This is a genomic window from Pseudomonas alvandae, from assembly GCF_019141525.1.
Classification (GTDB): domain Bacteria; phylum Pseudomonadota; class Gammaproteobacteria; order Pseudomonadales; family Pseudomonadaceae; genus Aquipseudomonas; species Aquipseudomonas alvandae.
In genome coordinates this window covers 3,618,631-3,638,224 of the sequence record NZ_CP077080.1, presented here as the reverse complement: position 1 = coordinate 3,638,224, position 19,594 = coordinate 3,618,631, and the positions used below count along the sequence as shown (strand labels likewise).

The following is a 19,594-nucleotide window of genomic DNA, read 5'->3' as shown; positions in this document are numbered from 1 at the left end:
CCCCGTTGCACAGCCGGGGGCGCAAGGAGTAGCTGATGAACGAAGCCACGAAAGCACAACCTTCGCCCTGGCATGAAGGTGAGTTGACCTTGCAGCGCTCCGTCGGGGCGGTGGAGATGATGGCCGGTGTCGGTCAGCGGCAACTGGCGCGCACCTGGATGCCGGACCAGCACCGTGAGTTCTATGCGCAACTGCCTTTCGTGGTGCTGGGGGCCGTAGATCGCCAGGGCGATGTCTGGGCGACCCTGCGCACCGGCCAGCCCGGTTTCATGAATTCACCGGATCCTGAAACGCTGCATATCCATTTCGATCCGCAGCCCGAGGACCCGGCCCAGGCGGGCATGGGCGAGGGCGATGCCATCGGGATGTTGGGTATCGAGTTGCACACCCGTCGGCGCAATCGCATGAATGGCGTGGTGCGCCGCCAGCTCGACCATGGCCTGGAGATTTCCGTGAGCCAGGCCTATGGCAACTGCCCGCGCTACATCAATCTGCGGCAATACAGCTTTGTCGATGAGCAGCCAGCCGTGTCCCGGGAACTGGCGGTGGCGGATCCGCTGGTTCGTCGGCTGGTCACGGCGGCCGATTCGTTCTACGTCGCCACCTACGTGGTGCGCGACGGCGAGCGTCAGGTCGATGCTTCCCATCGCGGCGGCAAGCCCGGTTTCGTGCGCATGGACGAGGACGGGACGCTGACTGTCCCGGATTTTTCCGGAAACCTGTTTTTCAACACCCTGGGCAATATCCTGCTGAACCCTCGCGCAGGCTTGGTCTTCGTCGATTTCCGGACCGGCGATCTGCTGCAAATGAGCGGTTCGGCGCAGGTGTTGCTGGACGACCCGCAGATCGCCGCGTTCCAGGGCGCCGAGCGGCTGTTGCGGTTTACCCCGCAACGCATTGTCTACCGTCCTGCGGCGATACCGTTGCGCTGGAAGGATCAGGCCGAAGGCGACTCGCCCAATTCACTGATGACCGGTAGCTGGGAGCAGACCGCCGAGCGTTTGCAGGCCGAAGCGCTACGGACCCATTGGCGCGCGCTGCAGGTCACCCGCGTGGTGGACGAAAGCCACAACATCCGCTCGTTCTATTTGCAGACCACCGACGGTGCCGGCTTGCCCCGGTTCGAAGCCGGGCAGCATCTGCCTGTGCGGGTGTTGCTGGAGGGGCAGAAGGCGCCGTCGATCCGCACCTACAGCGTGTCCAGCGCGCCCTCGGACGATTTCCTGCGCATCAGCGTCAAGCGCGATGGCGTGGTGTCGTCGCATCTGCATGAGCAGATCCAGGCGAGCCATGACATCGAGGCTCGGGCGCCACAAGGGCACTTCACCGTGAATCCCACCGAGCGCCGGCCGTTGGTGCTGCTGGCGGCGGGCGTCGGTATCACGCCGCTGTTGTCGATGCTGCGCGAGGTCGTCTACCAAGGGAAACGCATCAGCCGCATGCGCCCGGTCTGGCTGGTGCAGAGTGCCCGGCACGTGGCCGACCTGGCTTTTCGCGAAGAAATCGATGAGTTGGTGGCGCGGGCTGGTGACAAGCTGAAGGTGCTGCGCCTGATCAGCCAACCGCCTACCGACGGCAAGGCCGGGCAGGGCTATGACGTGGCCGGCCGGATCGATGTGGCGTTGCTCAAGCAACTGTTGCCCCTGGACGACTACGATTTTTACTTGTGCGGCCCGGGTACCTTTACCCAGGCGCTGTACGACGGCCTGCGCAAGCTGCGCATCCCGGATGATCGCATCCACGCGGAGACCTTCGGCCCGTCCACGTTGGTGCGGGATATCGGGGTCAGCGTACCGGCGGCCGAACAGGTGCCGGCGGCGAGTGAGCCGGTGAAAGTGCTGTTCTCCAGCTCGGCCAAGGAGGCGCGCTGGGAACCGGGCAGCGGGACGTTGCTGGAGCTGGCCGAGGCCCGCGGGCTGAACCCGGAGTTCAGTTGTCGCGGCGGTTCCTGCGGCACCTGCAAAACCCGCATGACCCAAGGCCAGGTGCATTACCTGACCCAACCCGCCGAGCCGGTGGCCGATGGCGAAGTGCTGATCTGTTGCGCGGTACCGGCCCAGGGCAGCGAGCCTTTGGTGCTGGAGGCCTGAAACCGGCGATGCAGGCGGATTAGATCGTCCGCCTCACGCGTCCCGGCGCCTCGCCATAGAGTTCCTTGAATTTCTTGCTGAACGCCGCCTGGGATTGGTAGCCAACCTGCACGGCAATATCGCTCAGGCCCAGATGGGAGTGGCTCAGCAGGCTGAACGCCAGCTCCATGCGCACCTGCGTCAGCAGCACCCACGGCGAGACGCCGGCCACTTTGACGAACGCCCGCATGAAGTTGGCCCGGGACATGCTCGCCAGGTCCGCCAGGCTTTGAATGGTCCATTCGTGGGCCGGGTCGTCCAACATGGATTGCCAGGCGCGGCCCAGGCGTTTATCGCCCAGCAGCGCCAGCGATCCGCTGTCCTGGTCGTGGTTCGCCAGGTGGGCCCGCAGGATCAAGGTGAACAGCGCCTGGGACAGCGCATCGAGCAGGAAGCGCGCGCCGACTTTGTTCGCCTCCGCTTCGGCGCGAATGACGTCGACCAGTGCCGGCAACGGTCCGTTGGCCGGCAGCGCACCGCTGGGGATCACCAGGTATTCGGGCAGCGACGCGAACAGCAGCGAGGCGCGATTGAAGTGGAACCCACCACAGAGCATGTCCAGTTCCGGGCTGGCACCGCCGATGCGATGGATCGGCAGTGTGGCGCCGCTGATGACCTTCGGCGAGGTCGGCGCCACGGTTTTTCCGGGGCTGTGCATGACATGCGGGGCGCCGCGAGGTAATAACAGGATGTCGCCGGCACGCATGGGCAAGCGCTGGCCGTCGGGAAACTCAACACGGCATTCCCCTGCCAGCACGATGTGGTAGGGCGCGTTGCCGAGTGTCTGCTGTTCGTGGTCCAGGGCCCAGTCACCCTGGAACTGACAACGCAGGTCCAGGCTGCCGCGGACGTTGGCCAGGCTGATGAGTTTATCGATGGCATTCATTTGAGCGTTTCGCGACAAAAGCTGAGCGGATCGAACAAACCTGACCCGCACCCAAGTGGAAAACTGAGGGCGTTGAAACAGTACACCCAACCCACTCAGGAGTTAATGCCATGTTCAATAATTGGTCCGAATTGTTGCCCACCATCCAGAAAGCCTTTGGTGCCCTGGGCCGCAGCAACCCGAAAATGGTCAAGGCCTATATGGCCCTTGGAGAAGCCGCCAGCGAAAACAACGTACTCGACGCCAAGACCCGCGAGCTGATTTCCCTGGCGGTGGCAATCACCACCCACTGCGACGGATGCATCGGGGTCCACACCGACGCCGCCATCAAGGCCGGTGCCAGCCGCGAGGAAGTCGCCGCCGCCTTGGCAACCGCCATCTCGTTGAATGCGGGTGCGGCGTATATCTACTCGCTACGCTCGCTGGAGGCGTACGACACGCTCAAGCAACCAGCCTGATCCTGCGCTTTGCCAAGCCCGGTGCACGTTAATGTGGCCGGGCTTTTTTGTGGTTGTTTCATCGACTGTAAGGCCGCCATCGCGAGCAAGCTCGCTCCCACAGGGATCGGTGTGTATGCCGGACTCGTGATGAAGCGAAATCCAGTGTGGGAGCGAGCTTGCTCGCGATAGCGATGGTTCGGTTGATGGGGATGTTGGCTGTACCGCCGTCTTTGCGAGCAATCTCCCACAGTTGGATCGGAGGTCGACCGGGAGAACCAGACGCCGATGTGCAATACACATTATGAGGAAACTAACCCGTCGCAGGGTGGCTCCTAGTGAAGGCACATCGTTGAATTCGGATCCCCCATGGAAAGAACCAGCCTGTACACGATCGGTCACTCGACCCGGACGCTCGAGCAATTCGTGGAGATCGTAAGAAGCTTCGAGGTCGAGATGATCGTCGACGTCAGGACGGTTCCAAGGTCGCGGACCAATCCTCAATACAACCTCGATACGCTGCCTGGATTGCTGGCGCCCCTCGGGTTGCAGCATGAGCAGATCCGAGAGCTGGGCGGCTTGCGAAAAAAGTCCGTGACGGTTCCCGATGACGTCAATGGATTCTGGGAAAACCGTAGCTTCCATAATTACGCGGATTACGCGTTGTCGGACGAATTCGAGGCGGGCCTGGATCGCCTCCGGGCGCTCAGCCGGACGCGACGGTGCGCCATCATGTGCGCGGAAGCGGTCTGGTGGCGCTGTCATCGCCGGATCATTACCGACTACCTGTTGCTTCGCGACGTCGACGTCTTCCATATCATGGACAAAGACAAGGCGACCCAAGCGGTCTTGAATCCGGCGGCACGGCGGTCCGGACTGAAACTGACCTATCCGGCAGTCTCCGACCCGGCAGCCGTTCCGTGAGGTTGTTTACGTCGCGCGTCACGCGTTTCCTCGCGCACGACCAGCCAGATCCCGACCGCAGACAGCGCCATCCCCAGCGCCATCTGCCATGACAATGGTTCATCGAACATTGCCCAGGCCCAAAGCATCGTAATGGGCGGACTCAGGTACAGGATGCTGGCGACACGGGTCGCCGAGGCTCGGCGCAGGCACAACCAGTAGAGCCCGTATCCGCCCATCGTCGACAACCCCGCCGTCCATAAGACGCTCAATACGAACCCGGTATTGGCTATCGGCGCCAGGCCGCCCTGCATGCCTTCGATCAGGGCGAACGCCAGGCCCGAGACGCAGCATTGCAGCCAGAGGTTGGGCAACAGGTCCATGGACTGCGAGGCCGGGAGTTGCTTTTGCCACAGCGTCGCGGCGGCGAGCGACAGCATGCCCAGCAACGGCAGGCCGTAAACCCACAAGGGCGCGCTGCCCCACGCCAATGCGCCATGGGTGCCGAGGGCGACGCCGGCCACGCCGACGAGCAAGCCAGCCCAGATCCGCGACGTCAGACGTTGGCCGAGCACACCGGCGGCCAGCAGCGCGAGGCCCAACGGCAACAAGTCGGCGAACAAGGCCGCCAGCCCCGCCGGCACGCCCAGGGCAATGCCTTGGGTAATGCCGGCGAGATAGCCGGCCATGGCCAGCAAGCCGATACCGGCATTTTTCAGCAGCGCGACCCATGAAGTCTGCCGCAGTTGCCTGGCGACAAATGGGAACAGCAAGAGCGTGACCAGGACGCAGCGCCAGAACACCACGAGCAACGGCGGCGCGTAATCGATGGAGAATCGCGCACCGACGAAGCCGGAGCTCCACGCCACCAGCAACGCCGCTTCGAGTAGCGGCAAAGGGATCAGCCAGCAGCAACTGGGGGACGAGGCGCAAGTGATCGATTTGGGCGAGTTCATGGTCACAAGCTACGAAAGCCGACTAATCTAATAAATCAAAATTTCCTGCAGTACTCGTTCACGAAGATTGAATCATGACAGCCATACTGGATATCGAACTGATCCGGACCTTTCATGCGGTTGCGCGAATCGGCAAGTTCAGCGCGGCAGCGCAACAGCTGCATAAAAGCCCGGCGGCGGTGAGCGTGCACATCCAGCGCCTGGAAGCGGTCGCCGGCGGTCGTCTGCTTGACCGGGACAATCAATCAGTCGCCCTGACTGCGCTGGGCAGGCGTTTGCTCGTTTCCACCACCGAGCTGCTCGCGACCCACGACCGGGTGCTGGCTGACCTCCAAGGCACACGGCTGGCGGGGCGCATCAGTTTGGGCGTGCCGGACGAATACGCCGACCATGTCATCCGCGACATCCTTCCGACCTTCACGGCTGCCTGGCCCAACGTGATCCTGGAACTCAAGACGGCACCCAGCTACGCCCTGCGCGAACAGGTGCAGCGCGGCAAGCTCCACGCGGCCGTGCTCACCCAGCCGATGGACCAGCCTTCGACAGGCGCACAGGTCCTGACTACCACGACGCCCGTTTGGGTCGGGGCAATCCACACGACAGCCAGCTCGACAGCGCCGCTCGCGCTCGCGGTGCATGCCACCCAATGCCCGTATCGCCAGGCGATGATGCAAGCGCTCAAGGACAGTGGCCGGCGTTTGCGCATCGTCCTGGAAAGCCCGTCCAACCAAGCCATCAAGGCCTGTGTCGAGGCCGGGTTGGCGATCAGCCTGATCGACCGCGCCCGTGTGACCGAAAACATGCGCATCCTTGATGGCCTGCCGGTGATTGCCGACCACAAAGTGGTGTTCATGCGATCCGAAACGTCATACGCGGAAGAAGCGATTGATCTGCTTGGCGAGGCCATGCAACAGCGTTTTCGGCTGTAGGCAGAGGTCGGGTATTTCCTGGCGGAGAGGGGCAGGCGACCGAACGTTTCGCGCCCATACAATTTGGGTCGATCATGGCGAGGAGCTGGAGCAGCGTTTCAACGCCTAGGCGGCGCAGGCCGTGGACGCGGGGTTTATTCTTCGGACGGCCTTATCTGAAAAATGGTGTAGGGCAGGATCAGCGTATCGGCGACGAAACTCAGGGGCAGGTCGATGGCCGCCAACGGCGCAAACGCACTGGCGTACGTCGCGTTATCCTCCGTCACCGCTTCCTTGAGGATCTGGTAATCGAAGTACACCCCGCAGTAAGGTTGGACGCCGCAGAGCCCCCCGTTGCCAAAGGTTTCGTTGGCCGTCGCGCATCCTGTCAGCAGTGCGATGGTCAGAGCTGTTCCAATGATGCGCATGGCGTTCCCTCGTTGTTGGTGCGCGACTGTAGCATTTGTACCAGGCGGACCTGCATCTAGATCGAACAATGTGCTTTGCAGTCTCATCGCGCCTGCGACTATTTAAAAATCTCCATGCGCTTCTTGGCCCTGTAGCAGTCGTTGACGTCGATGGCTTTCTGGTAATACTCCAAGCGTCGAGCGCGGTTGATGTTTCCCTGTATTCGATAGATCTCCGCCTGGAAGTCACGACCGCTGCCCCATTGCATGGCGAATCCCACAGGTTCCTCTTTCCTGCATTCAAGCCTGACGACAGGCTGCGGAAAGTATTGTTCGTAGAGCGGAATGCTGGTTTCCATGGCTTGCAATGCAGCCTGGTACTCGGGCGTTTCGGTAAATGCGATGCACCAGGATGAGATTTCCAAAGCCGGCGGAGCGAAGCCTTGAGCGAGGCTTTGTTCAAACAGAGGGCAGGCTTTTTCTTTTATCACTTCGCTTGGAGAAAGCATCACGTAAATCAGCCCGAGACGATATTGGGCGACCGGATGATCAAGGGCTGCTGCTTGTTCCAGGAGGGGCATTGCGTGCTTGAGCAATAACCCAGCTTCTCCGGCCAGGTTCAGGGAGCGCTCCTTTTCCTGCGCTCCGGTAGTTGGCGTCTCGGCTGTAACTGCCTCGAGCTTGCTGTTCGCTTCTACTAGATATGGGACGGCCTGCTGATAAAGCGTTTCACCGCGTGGGTCTATAGGCAACGTCTTGGCCATGCACAGCTCAGACAACAGGCACGTCAGCAGGGCGTAGCTGCGAAAACTAAGCGACATTGATCGAGGGCTCCTTGGATCAACACTGAAATTGGCGGTGAAGATTACCGTATGGCCAATTGTTCATACCGTTTTTTATTCGCCGCACGCTGCCAGACGAGTCGAAGCGCACCAAAGCAACAACGCCACCGCACTGATCAACCCACCCAGCCAACTGACCGCGACCCAGCCCCAGAGCGCATAGACCTGGGTCGCGGCGACGGCTCCGAGGGCGCTGCCCATCGAGTAGAAGCACATGTAGGCACCGACCATGCGGCTTTGCGCGTCGGGGCGTGCGGCGAAAAGGAGGCTCTGGTTGGTGACGTGCACGGCTTGCACGGCGAAGTCGAGCAGGACCACGCCGCAGACCAGGGCGATCAGGGAGCTTTCGGCGAATGAGATGGGCAGCCATGCGAGCACCAGGAGCGCCAGCGACAGGCCGGTGACGCGTTGTCCGAACCCTCGATCGGCCCAGCGCCCGGCACGTCGAGCCGCCAGCGCCCCCACAACGCCGGCCAGGCCAAACAGGCCGATGGCGGTGTGGGAAAGCGACAGCGGCGGGGCGCTCAGCGGCAGGACCATGGCGGTCCACAGTACGGAAAACGCGGCGAAGATCAGCAGGGCGAACAGGCCCCTGATCCGCAAGAGCGGTTCGGTCATGAACAGTTGGAACAACGAGCGGATCAATGCCGGGTAAGACTGTCGGTCAGGGGATGACACGACGGTGGGCGCCACTTTCCAGAACACCGCCGCGATGACCAGCATCAGTCCCGACGACACCAGATAAACCGCCCGCCAACCTGCCAGGTCGGCAATCAATCCAGAGATGAACCGTGCCAGGAGAATGCCCAGCACAATCGCGCTGGTGAGCGTTCCGACCGCCTGCCCACGTTGGGCTGGGGCAGCCAGCGTGGCGGCATAGGCGACGAGCACCTGGACGACCACGGCCAGCAAACCCGTGACGATCATGGCACCCAGCAGGACCAGCCAATGCTGTGATGCGCCGACGCCCGCCAGGGCAATCACCGATAACGTAACCAGAGTGAGGATCAACCGTTTGCCGTCGATCCGGTCGCCCAGCGGGACGATGGAGAGCAATCCCAAGGCGTATCCGAGCTGCGTGGCGGTTACTACGCTGCCGATCGAGGCGGGGGCGACGTCGAGGCTTTCTGCCATTGAAGCGAGGAGTGGTTGAGCGAAATACACGTTGGCGACGGCCAGGGCGCAGGTGATCGAGAAGAGGAACGTCAGGCGGGGTGACAGGCCTTGGGGGAGGTGGGTGTAGGCGGTCATGGTGCTCCTTGATCCGGTTGCAATTAGAAACCTGTTTTATTTTTGCGCGATTAGGTTTTTAATTGCAACCAGATTATCTACACCGCCGTTCCCTGTGGGAGCGAGCCTGCTCGCGAACGCGGTGTCATTTTCGATGAAGGTGCTGGATGTACAGGCCTCTTCGCGAGCAGGCTCGCTCCTACAAGAACTCAAACAGGTCAACACGATGTCAGGACACGCTCCATCAACGAATAACGAATGCCCGGTAGCCCGAACACTGGACATCATCGGCGACCGCTGGTCTCTGATGATCATCCGCGACGCCTTCGACGGCATCCGCCGCTTCAGCGAATTCCAGAAAAGCCTCGGCGTCGCCAAGAACATCCTCGCCTCGCGCCTCAAGGCCCTGGTCGAGGCCGGCGTATTCCAGGTACAACCGGCATCGGACGGAAGCGCCTACAAGGAATATGTCCTCACGGAAAAAGGCCAGCAGGTCTTTCCGATCGTGATCAGCTTGAGGCAGTGGGGCGAGCGGTTTCTGTTCGCCGAAGAAGAGACAAGGTCGGTACTGCTGGACAACGCGTCAGGGCAGCCGCTGATGCCGATGGAGGTTCGCTCATCGATCGGCCAGGTCGTGCAGCCCGGGGATTGCCACAGGGTGAGACGTATCGTCAGCGAGTCATGAATGCGCGCCGGCCTATTCTGGCTGGGCAGGTTGTTGTTCATAGCGCCGCTGGATGCGGGACAACTCGCCGGACCGGCGTAGCTGCTCCAGTGCGCGATTCCATGCGGCGATCAATTCATCGTCACTGTCGGTGCTGAAGGCGATGTACAAGGACGAGCGGTAGAGCTCGATGGGAATCTGCCTCAGGGTGCCCGGGGGAATCTCCAATTGCCGGCTGTAATAAGCCACCCCTGCAGCCGTGTCGCCGACGATGATGCTGGTTCGTCCGGCGAGCAGCATGCGGTAGAGCAGCTTGCTCTCGGTTGCGCTTTTGTCCAGGTTGTTGAACCCCAGCGACTGCAGCGTCTGCGGCACCAGGCCTGCATGTCGGGTGGTGATCTGCGGGGCGTGCAGCAACTGTTCCAGGGAATTGATCGGCGGTGCGCTGGCCAACTGGTAGGCATGGATGGATTCTTCCACGATCGGTCCGACCCACTTGTACAAAGGCTCGCGCTCCGGCGTGCGGAATAACGAATACATGATGGTCTTGGGGCGGTTTTTCAGTATCTGCGTGGCGCGCATGCTGGGTTGCAACAGCACTTCGAATTTATCCCCGGTCAGCGCCATGATGGCCCGGACGATTTCCGTGGTCATGCCCGTGAGCTGATCGTGCTCGACATAGTTGTAGGGCGCCCATTCCTCGGTGACGACCTGATATTGCTCATGTGCGGTCGCAGGGCCGAGCAACAGACAGAGCAGCGCTGCGGCAGGCATCGAATGCTTCACGTGTTCTCCTGATGGGCGGTTCGCTCTTCCTGAGCGAACCCAAGACAAGCATAGACCCAAACACGTGCCTGACGACTGTCGCAGCAGCGTTATGCGAACAACCTCTTAAAAGCCCGGACGAATCAGCACCTTGCCGCAAGCATGCGCGGTGGCCACTTTTTCCACGGCCCCACGTGCCTCGGCCAGCGGGAACGTCGAATCTATAAGGACCTGCAGGTCGCCGGCCTGGAATTGTTCGATCGCCTTGGGCAGGAACGGCACTGCGGTCGAGAAGAATACGAACTCGCCGGCATGCTCGTCCCGGGACGTTATGTCGAAGTCCACCAGCGAGGCGATCCGGCCTCCGGCGCCCAACACATGCCAGGAGGCTTCGAGGGTGTCGTCTCCGAGGGTATCGAGTACCAGGTCAATATCACGCACGTGTTCGAGGCTCTGGGTCCTGTAGTCAATGACCTCATCGGCGCCCAGGCTTTTCACCCGCTCGATGTTTTTTGCAGACGCTGTCGCTATCACATGGCAGCCCGCAAGGTGGGCCAGTTGCACGGCCATGCTGCCGACGCCACCGGCACCGGCGTGAATCAATACGCGCTGGTTGCGTCGCAGCCGGCCGACCTCGAACAATGCCAGCGCCGCCGTGCCGTAGGCAGTGGGCAGGGCGGCGGCCTGCTCGAAACTCATCTGTGGTGGGATGAGACAAAGTTCCGAGGCGGCGATGACCAGCGCCCTGGCGAATGCTCCACCGGCACTCGGCGCGGTCCGGCCCACCACGCGGTCGCCCGGCTGGAGGTCGCTCACCTGTTCGCCGACGGACTCGACCACACCGCTGAAATCCGTACCCGGCACGTAAGGCAAATCGACTGGAAAGATAGCTTGCATGTATCCGGCAATAATCTTCACATCCAGCGGGTTGACGCTGGCCGCTTCGACGCGGACCACGACCTCGTGAGGTTGAATCGCAGGCAACGTACGTTCACCTTCCTCGACGACATCCGGGCTGCCGAAGGTTTTAATCAAAGCGTTTTTCATCAAGAGACTCCCCTTAATCCGCGTGTTATCAGGCTTGTGCAGGAAATTGACCGAGTTGGAGAAACAGGCCGAACCAGTCTTCCATGTGCCAGGTCGTGGTCAGCTTGGCGTTATCCAGCACGTGGAATTCATGGATGCGGAAACCGACCTTCGTGCCGGTGGCCGCGATGCCGAAAAACTCGCCTTGATGGGTCCCGGTAATTTCCGCGCGCACGCCGATTTTTCCGGGTTCCTGGACCATGTCGTGGACGGTGATCCGGACATCCGGGAAGGCTTGGACGAAGCTGCGGATGATTGGCTTGATGCCTTCAGGGCCAGGCACCTGGCCGGGGGCGAGGGGAATGTCATCCCACTGGGGCGAGAGCACATCGTCTACCAGATCGGGATTCTGTTCGTTGAAGGCTCGATACAGTGTCTCGACGGCTGCGCGTTCACGCTTCAATTGTTCAGTCAGGTCAGGATTCGCTTGCATGATGTTCTCGCGGCGGTTGGGTTCGATGGCGAAATTGTCCGGTCGCGGGCTACAATCCGTCTAACAAATAAACGATATAGATGATTATTTGATTTATGGATTTTCACGGGATCGATCTGAATCTGCTCGTGGCCTTCGATGCGCTGATGAACGAGCGCAATGTCACGCGCGCGGCCGCTCGGGTAGGCGTGAGTCAACCGGCGATGAGCGCCGCCCTGGGTCGGCTGCGCACGCTCTTGGGCGATTCGCTTTTTGCCCGCAGCGCCGATGGCCTGCTGCCAACGCCGCGGGCCCGTGAGTTGGCGGAGCCGATCTCCCAAGCGCTGCGGCAGCTGGAAACAACCTTGATCAGCCGGCCGGAGTTCGATCCCGGGAAAGCGTCGATGGTCTTCAAGCTCGGGTTGTCCGATTACCCGGCCTACGTGCTGTTGCCGCCGTTGATGGAGGCACTCTCCGAACAGGCCCCAGGGGTATCGCTGAATGTCCATGCGTTCAACGACCGGGACCATGCGGTGGATTTGCTCGACGCCGGCATGATCGACGCGGCCATCGGCGTGCCGCCTACCCACGCCGATGCCAGAATTCTCGGGCGCATGCTGCTCACGGACGAGTTCGTGACCATCGTCGCCAATGATCATCCGGTCGCACGACGTGGCATGACCCTGCAAGCGTACCTGTCGCTGCGCCACGTCCTGGTTTCTCCCGAAGGCGAACTGCACGGCGTCGTGGATCATGCCCTGGCGCAACTGGGTGAGCGGCGAGCGCTGGCGTTGACCCTGCCGCAGATGTTTGCCGTTCCCGCGTTGATTGCCCGCAGCCGTTTTACGGCAACGGTCCTGAAGCGCGTGGCGACAGGCGCATCGGGCAGCAGCAAGTTGGTGATGTTTGCTCCGCCCGTTGTGCTGCCGCACATGCAATTCGACCTGATCTGGCACAGGCGCAGCGACACGCATCCGGCGCAGCGGTGGTTCCGGGGCTTGATTGCGTCTGTCGCCGATACAGTGTGAAACCTCGCCAGGGCAAAAGCCCCAAGATGATGAAAGAGGGATGGGACGTTTGAACGAACAGACATTGTCCATGCGCCTGGAGCGTGTGGCGGAGCTGGTGCCGACAGGGGCGCGCCTGGCCGATATCGGCTCGGACCATGGCTACTTGCCGGTGGCGCTTATCAAGCGTGGCGTGATCACGGCGGCGGTGGCCGGGGAGGTGGCGTTGACGCCGTTCCGTTCGGCCGAGCGCACCGTGCGTGAAAGCGGCCTGGAGGAGCGGGTTACCGTGCGCCTGGCCAACGGCCTGGCGGCGATCGAGCCGGCCGATGGGATTACGGCGATCAGTCTGTGCGGCATGGGCGGCGAGACGATTCGCGACATCCTCGCCGTCGGCAAGGCTCGCCTCAGTGGTCGGGAACGCCTGATCCTGCAGCCCAACGGCGGCGAACAACCGCTGCGCCAGTGGTTGATGGACAACGGCTACCGCATCCTGCATGAGGACGTGCTGCGGGAGAACCGCTTCTACTACGAAATCATCGTTGCCGAGCGCGACGGGCCCGTGAAGTACAGCGCCGAGGAGCTGTACTTCGGTCCGTTGCAACTGCAAGCCCGCAGCCCGGTATTCCTGGCGAAGTGGCAACGCATGCTGCGCCTGAAGCAGAAGACCTTGGCGAGTTTTGCCCGGGCGCAGCAAGCCGTGCCCGAGGGGAAGACGCAGGAGATTGCCCGGCAGGTCCGGTGGATCACCGAGCTGCTGGCCTAGGCCGGCGGGATTGACCTCACTGTAGCGTCGAACCTTGTTTCAGCACCAGCATCCGATAGGTGCCCGAATCGTTCTCGATCCCGTGGGTGTCATGGGTGAACCCCGGGAATGACCGGTCGAAGGTCTCCAGCGCCTTGAGGTAGTTCAGCACTGGCCCGTCCAGGAGGCCGGCGTTTTCGCCTGGCATCAACAGGGGAATCCCCGGCGGATAGGGCACGACACCCGTTGCCGCGATCCTCCCGGCAGCCTCGTCCAGTGTCACCAGTTCGACGTCGTTCCTGACCAGTTTTTCGTACGCTTGCACCGGGCTGAACTGTGCCTTGGGCAGCGTACCGAACGCCTTGGCCATCGCCGCGGTGGTCTTGATTTTTTTCATCGCGGTGAAGATTTCTTCGGCCAGGTCCTTGAGGCCCATCCCCGCGTAGCGCTGCTGGTTGGCGCTCAACAGGTCGGGCAGGCACAGCTCCAGTTCCAGGTTGGCATCGTAGTCACGCTTGAAGTCGAGCAGGGCGTTGACCAACGTGCCCCATTTGCCTTTGGTGATGCCGATGGAAAACAGGAACAGGATGGTGAAATCCGTGGTTTTCTCCACCACGATGCCCTGGGTGCCCAGGTAGGCACTGAGTACATACGCAGGAATACCGAAATCCAGCAGGTTGCCGTCTTCGCCCATCCCGGGGGTGAGGATCGAGACCTTGATCGGATCGAGCATGCAATAGCCGTCTTCGATGTCACCGAAGCCGTGCCAGATCTCATTGGGGTGCAGCACCCAGCAAGTCGGGTCGGTCCTGAGCCGGGCCGGGTCGACCTTGTGAAAGGGCAGCGGCTGTCCGTCCACCCTGATGGATGGAGGCTGCCAGCAGGAGAAGAACCAATCGTCCTGGCTGTGCATCTCGCTCTGCATGTGGGAAATGACCTGGCGGAAGGCGACGGCTTCCTCGATCGATTCACTGGTGAGGATCTGTCCGCTGGGCGCCTCCATCATCGCCGAGCTGACGTCGCACGAGGCCATGATCGCATAGTTCGGTGACGTCGAGGCGTGCATCATGAACGACTCGTTGAAGCGCCCATGGGGAATTGCGTTGCGGCCGTTGCGCACATGAATCATCGAAGCCTGGGACAGCGCGGCCAGCAATTTATGGGTGGACTGGGTGGCGAACACGGTCGGTTTCGACGGGTCGTGATCGTCCGGGCTGCCGTGCATGGCAAAGCGATCCTTGTACAGCGGATTGAACCGCGCGTAGCCGTACCAGGCTTCGTCGAAATGCAGCCGATCGACGCTTTCGCCCAGCAGCTCCTCGACGCGCGTCACGTTGTAGGTCAGGCCGTCATAAGTGGAGTTGGTGATGATCGCGTGCACCGGCGTCGGGTCGATGTGGCTCCTGACCAGCGGATTGCTCGCGATGGCCGCCTTCACGCCCTCGGCGCTCAAGGTCTGCGGCAGGATCGGGCCGATGATGCCGTAGCGGTTGCGGGTCGGCACCAAGTAGGTCGGAATCGCCCCGGACAGCGTCATCGCATGTTCGGCGGACTTGTGGCAGTTGCGATCACACAAGGCGATCTGGTCCCGCGTCACGCTGGCCATCAGGATGACCCGGTTGGACATCGACGAGCCGTTAGTCACGTAGTAGGTGCGATGGGCGCCAAACACCTTGGCGGCATAACGCTCGCCCTGGCCGATGGGGCCGCTGTGGTCGAGCAGCGAACCCAGCTCGCCGACGGAGATCGACAGGTCCGAGCGGAGCAGGTTTTCCCCGAAGAATTCATAGAACGCCCGGCCAGCGGTGCTTTTCAGGAACGCCGTGCCGCCGGCGTGGCCCGGTGTATGCCACGAATACTCGTAGTTGCGGGCGAATTTCAGCAGGGCGCCGAACATCGGCGGCAACACCGCCTGGCGATAGCGCTCGATGGCCGCGAGGATCCGTCCGCTCAGGAAGCGGCTGGTGTCTTCGGGCAGCCAGATGAAGTCGTCGGCGTGCTGCATGACGATCAGCGGCACGTTGGATGCAGTGCTGCGATCGCTGATCAGGAACACCGGCACACGGGTGTTGCGCTCGCGCAGCGTCGTGAGCAGGTCGATGCATTCACGGTGGTCGTCGCTGGTGTCCATTTCCCAACTGATCAACACGCACTGGATCGCCGGGTCGGAACTGAGGATCGACTTGGCGTCGCTCAGGGTTTCCGAGGTCAGCACGTTGACGGCGCGTTCTTCCACGTCGCTGATCAACTGGAGCAGGGCCCGGCCGAATACGCTGCGCTTGTCGGGTGCGTTGGAAACGAGCAAGGCCAGCATGCCCAATAGATTTCGATGTTCCGTCATGGCAGTGCCTCCGGGTTAGCCGGCTTCAAGTGGTTGACGGGAATCGCCTCGCCAACGATGTGCTGCGCCGCGACGGTCTGGGTCGGTACGCTGTTGTTCATGGCTTCCAGGCGAATCAGGCGGGTGTTGACGTAGCCGAACAGCGTGTAGCCGACGATGACCGCGACGCCGCCGAGCATCAACGCTTGTTCGCCCGAGCTGTAGAGCGCCAGGTAGCTGTAGGCCGCGGCAATGCCCGCGACGATGTTGGTCACCAGGGCCTTGTTCGCCGGCACATTGGAAACCTTCTGCAAGGTCACCAGCGTCGCCATGGAAAGAATGTACGGCACAAGGTTGGTGACCACGGCGAGGTTGACCAGGGTGTCGAACTGCTTGGCGAGGTCGGGGCTGATGGTCAGCAGCGCCATCGCGGTCTGCATCGCCAGCAGGATCAACATGCTGATGATCGGCACACCGTGCTTGTTGGCCTTGGCGAAGATCGGCAGGAAGTAGCCGGTGTCCGCCGAACTTTTGAAAACCTGGGCGACGGTGAATTGCCAGCCCAGGAGTGAGCCAACGCACGCCAGCACCATCAGGCCCATGACGATGTTGCCCACCAGGGGCGTGAACATCTTGGCGAACACCAGGCCGAACGGTGCGGTGGAGGAGACCAGCTCGGCGTTGTCGACGATGCCGGCGATGACGTTGGTCGAAACGATGTAGATCACCGCAGCGCCGAGCGTCCCGCCCAGGACGGCGATCGGCACGTTCTTCTCGGGATTTTCCACCGCGTCACCGTTGGCGCACGCCGACTCCAGCCCGAGGAACGCCCAGAGGGTGATCGCCACCGACGCGCCGGCCGCTTCGTACCAGGTCTTGTCGTGGGGGTTCCACCCGGCCGCGTAGACGCTGCTGTCGAACCAGAACCAACCGACGGTCGAGACCAGCACTACCGGGGCAATCACGCCCCATACGGTGACGGCGCCGATCTTGCCGGTAATGCGTGCGCCACCGAAATTGGCGAAGGTGGTCAGCCACAACAGCGCGATGGTGGCCAGGCCAACCTGGACCGAGTCGAGCTTTATTCCGAACAGCGTCTGGATATAACCGACGGCGGTGATGCTGATCGCCACGTTGGCAATCAGCAGCGAAAGGCCATAGGTGTAGTTGGTGATGTAGTTGCCGGATTTGCCGAAGGTGTATTCGGCGTAGCCGCCCATGCCGCCGGTCTTGCGGCTGAGCATGCCGCAGCGGGCGAACGCATAGGCCAGTGCCAGCGAGCCCGTGGCGGTGATGAGCCAGGACAGGATCGAAATACCGCCGACTTCGGCGAGTTTGGTGGGCAACAGGACAATGCCCGAGCCCAGCATGTTGACGGCGGTCAGCATGGTCAGCTGCCCCACGCTCATTTTCTTGGCGGCTGACATTCCCTTGCCTCACAGACTTGAAGTGACCGGTTAAGTCATAGCAGAGGATTCTCAGTAAGCAAGAATGAGTCGTATCAGGATCTGACTCTCGTTAGCGCTGCGGGATGAACTCGATGTAGCTAAGCAGCCTTTGGCGAGGAGTCCCCGCCGGGGCTTCGACGCTGTGCTGTCGCGCAATGAACTTCGTCCGTGGCGAGGGGATTTAGCGAAACGTCGCACCGACCCGCTGGGCTGCGCAGCAGCCCCCAAACCAGGCAACTCGGTGTGCCAGCAAGATTGAGTTCACTGTTTTAGGGCCGCTTCGCAACCCAGCGGGGATAAATCCCCTCGCCACAGGGGAAGTTCCTGCAGGCCAGCGTTGATCAGCCATCAAGCAAGGTCATCACCTCGGCACTGTAGCGCTCGCCGGCCACGGCGCCTTCAGGGCCGAAAATGGCGTCCAACTGGTTCAAGTCATCGCTGCTCAGGAAAACGCTGGCGGCGGCGACGTTGCTTTCCAGGTATCGACGCTGCTTGGTGCCCGGGATCGGGATGACGTTGTTCCCCTGGGCCAGGACCCAACCCAGAGCCAGTTGCGCGGCGCTGATTTGCTTCTGCTCGGCCATGGCCCGGACGCGTTCGACCAGCTCGAGGTTGCGATAGAAATTATCGGCCTGGAAACGCGGGTTGAAGCGCCGATAATCATCAGCGGCAAAATCCTCGGGGGTTTTCAGCTCGCCAGTCAGGAAGCCGCGTCCCAAAGGGCTGTAGGCGACAAAAGCGATCCCCAGCCGCCGGCAGGTTTCGAGCACGCCGTTGTGTTCCGGCTCCCTGGACCACAACGAGTATTCGCTTTGCACCGCCGCCAACGGATGCACCGCGTGGGCTCGCTGGATGGTTTCTGCGCTGGCTTCCGAGATGCCGATGTGGCGGACCTTGCCGGCCTTGACCAGCTCAGCCATGGCACCGATTGTTTCCTCCACCGGCACCTGCGGGTCGATGCGGTGCTGGTAGTACAGATCGAGGTAATCGGTGCCGAGGCGCTTGAGGCTGCCTTCGATGGATTGGCGGACGTACTCGGGGTGACCGTTGACGCCCCGAGCATGGGGATCGTCGCTGCGCACCAGGCCGAACTTGCTCGCCAGATAGATCCCTTCACGTTTACCGCGCAGGGCCCGTCCGAGCAGCTCTTCGTTGGTGTGCGGTCCGTACATGTCCGCTGTGTCGAACAGCGTCACGCCCAGCTCCACGGCGCGGTGGAGGGTGGCGATCGATTCTCGCTCGTCGGTACCGGTGGTGTAGAAATCCGACATGCCCATGCAGCCCAGGCCGATCGCGCTGACGTGTGGGCCCTGATGGCCGAGTTGGCGGGTGATCATGATGATTTGACTCCTTGGGATTGAACGACCAGCGCAGTCTCAAGCAAGGGAGTTTCTGGATAAACCCGCGATTTTTGGTTTAACTATTCGTAATTTCTAAACAGTGGAAGGCATCGATGGACCGATTACAGGCAATGCAGGTGTTCCGGCGCATCGTCGAACTGGGCGGGTTTGGCAAGGCGGCCGACGACCTGGGGCTGCCTCGCGCCACCGTCAGCCTGTTGATCCAGCAATTGGAAAGCCACTTGGGCGTGCAACTGTTGCAGCGCACCACACGGCAAGTGCGCGCCACCCTCGATGGCGAAGCCTATTACCAGCGCTGCGGCCAGTTGCTGGATGAACTGGACGACCTCGAAACCTCGCTTTCGGCGCAACGCAGCCAACCCCGTGGCACGTTGCGCGTGGACATGCCCATCGCCTTCGGTTGCACCTGGATCGTGCCGAACCTGCCGGATTTCTATCGACGTTATCCGCAGCTCCAGCTGGACATCGGTTTCCACGACCGGCAGGTACACCTGCAACGCGAGGGCGTCGATTGCGCCATCCGGGCCGGGAATATCACGGATCAGGCGCTGGTGGCGCGACCGGTCGTGCGATTGCACCAGGTGACGTGTGCCAGCCCTGGCTACCTGGCTCGCTCAGGCACGCCCCGACGGTTGGAGGAACTGTCGGCCCATAGCGCGATCGCCTTTGCGTCCGGCAATGGGCGGTTCTTTCCGTTCGAATTCGAGGTGGCGGGGCGGGTTCGCGAGATGCAGCTGCCGGGAGATCTGATCCTCAACAATGCCGATGCCTATGTGGCGGCATGTGAAGCCGGCTTCGGCTTGATCCAGGCGCCGCGTTACCACGTCCAGCGGCAGTTGGCCGAAGGGCGATTGGTGCAAGTGTTGAGCGATCATCCCGTGCCGTCCTGGCCGATTTCGATGGTTTATCCGCCCCATCGACAGCTGTCGCCCAGGGTGCGGGTGTTCATCGACTGGGTCATCGAGTTGCTGCATGGCGTGGCGGCCGAGCAAGGCGAGTTGATGGAGAAAGTGTGATGTTTGAAACGGGCGCTGCGCTGATGGGATCCAAAACTGGCGAAGCTGGCCTGAGGGGCTATTTTGTAGGGT

At 61.8% G+C, this 19,594-nt stretch carries 19 protein-coding genes; 8 read left to right on the top strand and 11 right to left on the bottom strand.

The window, feature by feature from the left end; genetic code table 11:
• Window positions 1-35 precede the first annotated feature (35 nt).
• Window positions 36-2,090, top strand: a complete 2,055-nt coding sequence (locus KSS97_RS16170) for a 2Fe-2S iron-sulfur cluster-binding protein (RefSeq protein WP_217859610.1) — start codon at window positions 36-38, stop codon at window positions 2,088-2,090.
• Between the two features lie 19 nt (window positions 2,091-2,109).
• Here KSS97_RS16170 and KSS97_RS16165 read toward each other — a convergent pair whose 3' ends face one another.
• A complete protein-coding gene (locus tag KSS97_RS16165) occupies window positions 2,110-3,015 on the bottom strand; it encodes an AraC family transcriptional regulator (RefSeq protein ID WP_217859609.1) in 906 nt (301 codons plus the stop codon).
• A 110-nt stretch (window positions 3,016-3,125) separates the two neighbouring features.
• Here KSS97_RS16165 and KSS97_RS16160 point away from each other — a divergent pair, with 110 nt between their 5' ends.
• Window positions 3,126-3,473, top strand: coding sequence for a carboxymuconolactone decarboxylase family protein (locus KSS97_RS16160; RefSeq protein ID WP_030140590.1), 348 nt, complete (start codon window positions 3,126-3,128; stop codon window positions 3,471-3,473).
• A 348-nt stretch (window positions 3,474-3,821) separates the two neighbouring features.
• Complete coding sequence (locus tag KSS97_RS16155; RefSeq protein WP_030140591.1) at window positions 3,822-4,376, top strand: DUF488 domain-containing protein; 555 nt, start codon at window positions 3,822-3,824, stop codon at window positions 4,374-4,376.
• Here KSS97_RS16155 and KSS97_RS16150 read toward each other — a convergent pair.
• Window positions 4,340-5,311, bottom strand: coding sequence for a DMT family transporter (locus KSS97_RS16150; protein WP_217859608.1), 972 nt, complete (start codon window positions 5,309-5,311; stop codon window positions 4,340-4,342). The genes KSS97_RS16155 and KSS97_RS16150 overlap by 37 nt on opposite strands.
• Before the next feature lie 74 nt (window positions 5,312-5,385).
• On the opposite strand from KSS97_RS16150, the gene KSS97_RS16145 reads away from it, so the two are divergent.
• Entirely contained in the window at window positions 5,386-6,240 is an 855-nt protein-coding gene (locus KSS97_RS16145; RefSeq protein ID WP_198796795.1) for a LysR family transcriptional regulator, read from the top strand.
• 134 nt (window positions 6,241-6,374) lie between these two features.
• On the opposite strand, the gene KSS97_RS16140 is transcribed toward KSS97_RS16145, so the two are convergent.
• The 3 genes from KSS97_RS16140 to KSS97_RS16130 all read right to left on the bottom strand — a co-directional run bounded on the left by KSS97_RS16140 (window position 6,375) and on the right by KSS97_RS16130 (window position 8,719).
• A complete protein-coding gene (locus tag KSS97_RS16140; RefSeq protein ID WP_198796796.1) occupies window positions 6,375-6,647 on the bottom strand; it encodes a YceK/YidQ family lipoprotein in 273 nt (90 codons plus the stop codon).
• 98 nt (window positions 6,648-6,745) lie between these two features.
• A complete protein-coding gene (locus KSS97_RS16135; protein ID WP_217859607.1) occupies window positions 6,746-7,447 on the bottom strand; it encodes an SEL1-like repeat protein in 702 nt (233 codons plus the stop codon).
• 75 nt (window positions 7,448-7,522) lie between these two features.
• Complete coding sequence (locus KSS97_RS16130; protein WP_217859606.1) at window positions 7,523-8,719, bottom strand: MFS transporter; 1,197 nt, start codon at window positions 8,717-8,719, stop codon at window positions 7,523-7,525.
• 205 nt (window positions 8,720-8,924) lie between these two features.
• Here KSS97_RS16130 and KSS97_RS16125 point away from each other — a divergent pair, with 205 nt between their 5' ends.
• Window positions 8,925-9,383: a winged helix-turn-helix transcriptional regulator gene (locus tag KSS97_RS16125; RefSeq protein WP_217862008.1), complete on the top strand. Its 459-nt coding sequence runs from the start codon at window positions 8,925-8,927 to the stop codon at window positions 9,381-9,383.
• A 12-nt stretch (window positions 9,384-9,395) separates the two neighbouring features.
• Here the strand turns inward: KSS97_RS16125 and KSS97_RS16120 are convergent, their stop codons facing one another.
• From KSS97_RS16120 to KSS97_RS16110, 3 genes are all read right to left on the bottom strand, one after another.
• Window positions 9,396-10,136, bottom strand: a complete 741-nt coding sequence (locus KSS97_RS16120) for a substrate-binding periplasmic protein (protein WP_438269638.1) — start codon at window positions 10,134-10,136, stop codon at window positions 9,396-9,398.
• A gap of 117 nt (window positions 10,137-10,253) precedes the next feature.
• A complete protein-coding gene (locus KSS97_RS16115) occupies window positions 10,254-11,174 on the bottom strand; it encodes an NADP-dependent oxidoreductase (protein ID WP_217859604.1) in 921 nt (306 codons plus the stop codon).
• Between the two features lie 28 nt (window positions 11,175-11,202).
• Window positions 11,203-11,646, bottom strand: coding sequence for an ester cyclase (locus KSS97_RS16110; RefSeq protein WP_030140599.1), 444 nt, complete (start codon window positions 11,644-11,646; stop codon window positions 11,203-11,205).
• Between the two features lie 95 nt (window positions 11,647-11,741).
• Between KSS97_RS16110 and KSS97_RS16105 the strand changes: the two genes are divergently transcribed.
• Both KSS97_RS16105 and KSS97_RS16100 read left to right on the top strand, forming a co-directional pair.
• A complete protein-coding gene (locus KSS97_RS16105; RefSeq protein WP_217859603.1) occupies window positions 11,742-12,653 on the top strand; it encodes a LysR family transcriptional regulator in 912 nt (303 codons plus the stop codon).
• Between the two features lie 49 nt (window positions 12,654-12,702).
• Window positions 12,703-13,398 (top strand): tRNA (adenine(22)-N(1))-methyltransferase, encoded by a 696-nt coding sequence (locus KSS97_RS16100; RefSeq protein WP_217862006.1) that lies wholly within the window; start codon window positions 12,703-12,705, stop codon window positions 13,396-13,398.
• A gap of 16 nt (window positions 13,399-13,414) precedes the next feature.
• On the opposite strand, the gene KSS97_RS16095 is transcribed toward KSS97_RS16100, so the two are convergent.
• From KSS97_RS16095 to KSS97_RS16085, 3 genes are all read right to left on the bottom strand, one after another.
• Window positions 13,415-15,718 carry an Orn/Lys/Arg family decarboxylase gene (locus KSS97_RS16095; RefSeq protein WP_217859602.1) on the bottom strand — a complete coding sequence of 768 codons (2,304 nt, stop codon included), beginning with the start codon at window positions 15,716-15,718 and terminating at the stop codon, window positions 13,415-13,417.
• A complete protein-coding gene (gene potE / locus KSS97_RS16090; RefSeq protein WP_217859601.1) occupies window positions 15,715-17,124 on the bottom strand; it encodes a putrescine-ornithine antiporter in 1,410 nt (469 codons plus the stop codon). The genes KSS97_RS16095 and potE overlap by 4 nt, the downstream gene beginning before the upstream one ends.
• A 362-nt stretch (window positions 17,125-17,486) precedes the next feature.
• Window positions 17,487-18,482: an aldo/keto reductase gene (locus tag KSS97_RS16085; protein ID WP_217859600.1), complete on the bottom strand. Its 996-nt coding sequence runs from the start codon at window positions 18,480-18,482 to the stop codon at window positions 17,487-17,489.
• A 116-nt stretch (window positions 18,483-18,598) separates the two neighbouring features.
• Between KSS97_RS16085 and KSS97_RS16080 the strand changes: the two genes are divergently transcribed.
• On the top strand, window positions 18,599-19,522 hold the full coding sequence (locus KSS97_RS16080; protein ID WP_217859599.1) for a LysR family transcriptional regulator: 924 nt from the start codon (window positions 18,599-18,601) through the stop codon (window positions 19,520-19,522).
• The last annotated feature ends 72 nt before the right edge of the window (window positions 19,523-19,594 follow it).

What these genes read in the sequence shown, in the direction of transcription:
- KSS97_RS16095 (WP_217859602.1), bottom strand. Translation starts at nt 15,718, where the DNA reads ATGACGGAACATCGAAATCTATTGGGCATGCTGGCCTTGCTCGTTTCC.
- KSS97_RS16110 (WP_030140599.1), bottom strand. Translation starts at nt 11,646, where the DNA reads ATGCAAGCGAATCCTGACCTGACTGAACAATTGAAGCGTGAACGCGCA.
- KSS97_RS16155 (WP_030140591.1), top strand. Translation starts at nt 3,822, where the DNA reads ATGGAAAGAACCAGCCTGTACACGATCGGTCACTCGACCCGGACGCTC.
- KSS97_RS16135 (WP_217859607.1), bottom strand. Translation starts at nt 7,447, where the DNA reads ATGTCGCTTAGTTTTCGCAGCTACGCCCTGCTGACGTGCCTGTTGTCT.
- potE (WP_217859601.1), bottom strand. Translation starts at nt 17,124, where the DNA reads ATGTCAGCCGCCAAGAAAATGAGCGTGGGGCAGCTGACCATGCTGACC.
- KSS97_RS16150 (WP_217859608.1), bottom strand. Translation starts at nt 5,311, where the DNA reads ATGAACTCGCCCAAATCGATCACTTGCGCCTCGTCCCCCAGTTGCTGC.
- KSS97_RS16125 (WP_217862008.1), top strand. Translation starts at nt 8,925, where the DNA reads ATGTCAGGACACGCTCCATCAACGAATAACGAATGCCCGGTAGCCCGA.
- KSS97_RS16140 (WP_198796796.1), bottom strand. Translation starts at nt 6,647, where the DNA reads ATGCGCATCATTGGAACAGCTCTGACCATCGCACTGCTGACAGGATGC.
- KSS97_RS16170 (WP_217859610.1), top strand. Translation starts at nt 36, where the DNA reads ATGAACGAAGCCACGAAAGCACAACCTTCGCCCTGGCATGAAGGTGAG.
- KSS97_RS16105 (WP_217859603.1), top strand. Translation starts at nt 11,742, where the DNA reads ATGGATTTTCACGGGATCGATCTGAATCTGCTCGTGGCCTTCGATGCG.
- KSS97_RS16165 (WP_217859609.1), bottom strand. Translation starts at nt 3,015, where the DNA reads ATGAATGCCATCGATAAACTCATCAGCCTGGCCAACGTCCGCGGCAGC.
- KSS97_RS16115 (WP_217859604.1), bottom strand. Translation starts at nt 11,174, where the DNA reads ATGAAAAACGCTTTGATTAAAACCTTCGGCAGCCCGGATGTCGTCGAG.
- KSS97_RS16145 (WP_198796795.1), top strand. Translation starts at nt 5,386, where the DNA reads ATGACAGCCATACTGGATATCGAACTGATCCGGACCTTTCATGCGGTT.
- KSS97_RS16120 (WP_438269638.1), bottom strand. Translation starts at nt 10,136, where the DNA reads ATGCCTGCCGCAGCGCTGCTCTGTCTGTTGCTCGGCCCTGCGACCGCA.
- KSS97_RS16080 (WP_217859599.1), top strand. Translation starts at nt 18,599, where the DNA reads ATGGACCGATTACAGGCAATGCAGGTGTTCCGGCGCATCGTCGAACTG.
- KSS97_RS16130 (WP_217859606.1), bottom strand. Translation starts at nt 8,719, where the DNA reads ATGACCGCCTACACCCACCTCCCCCAAGGCCTGTCACCCCGCCTGACG.
- KSS97_RS16160 (WP_030140590.1), top strand. Translation starts at nt 3,126, where the DNA reads ATGTTCAATAATTGGTCCGAATTGTTGCCCACCATCCAGAAAGCCTTT.
- KSS97_RS16085 (WP_217859600.1), bottom strand. Translation starts at nt 18,482, where the DNA reads ATGATCACCCGCCAACTCGGCCATCAGGGCCCACACGTCAGCGCGATC.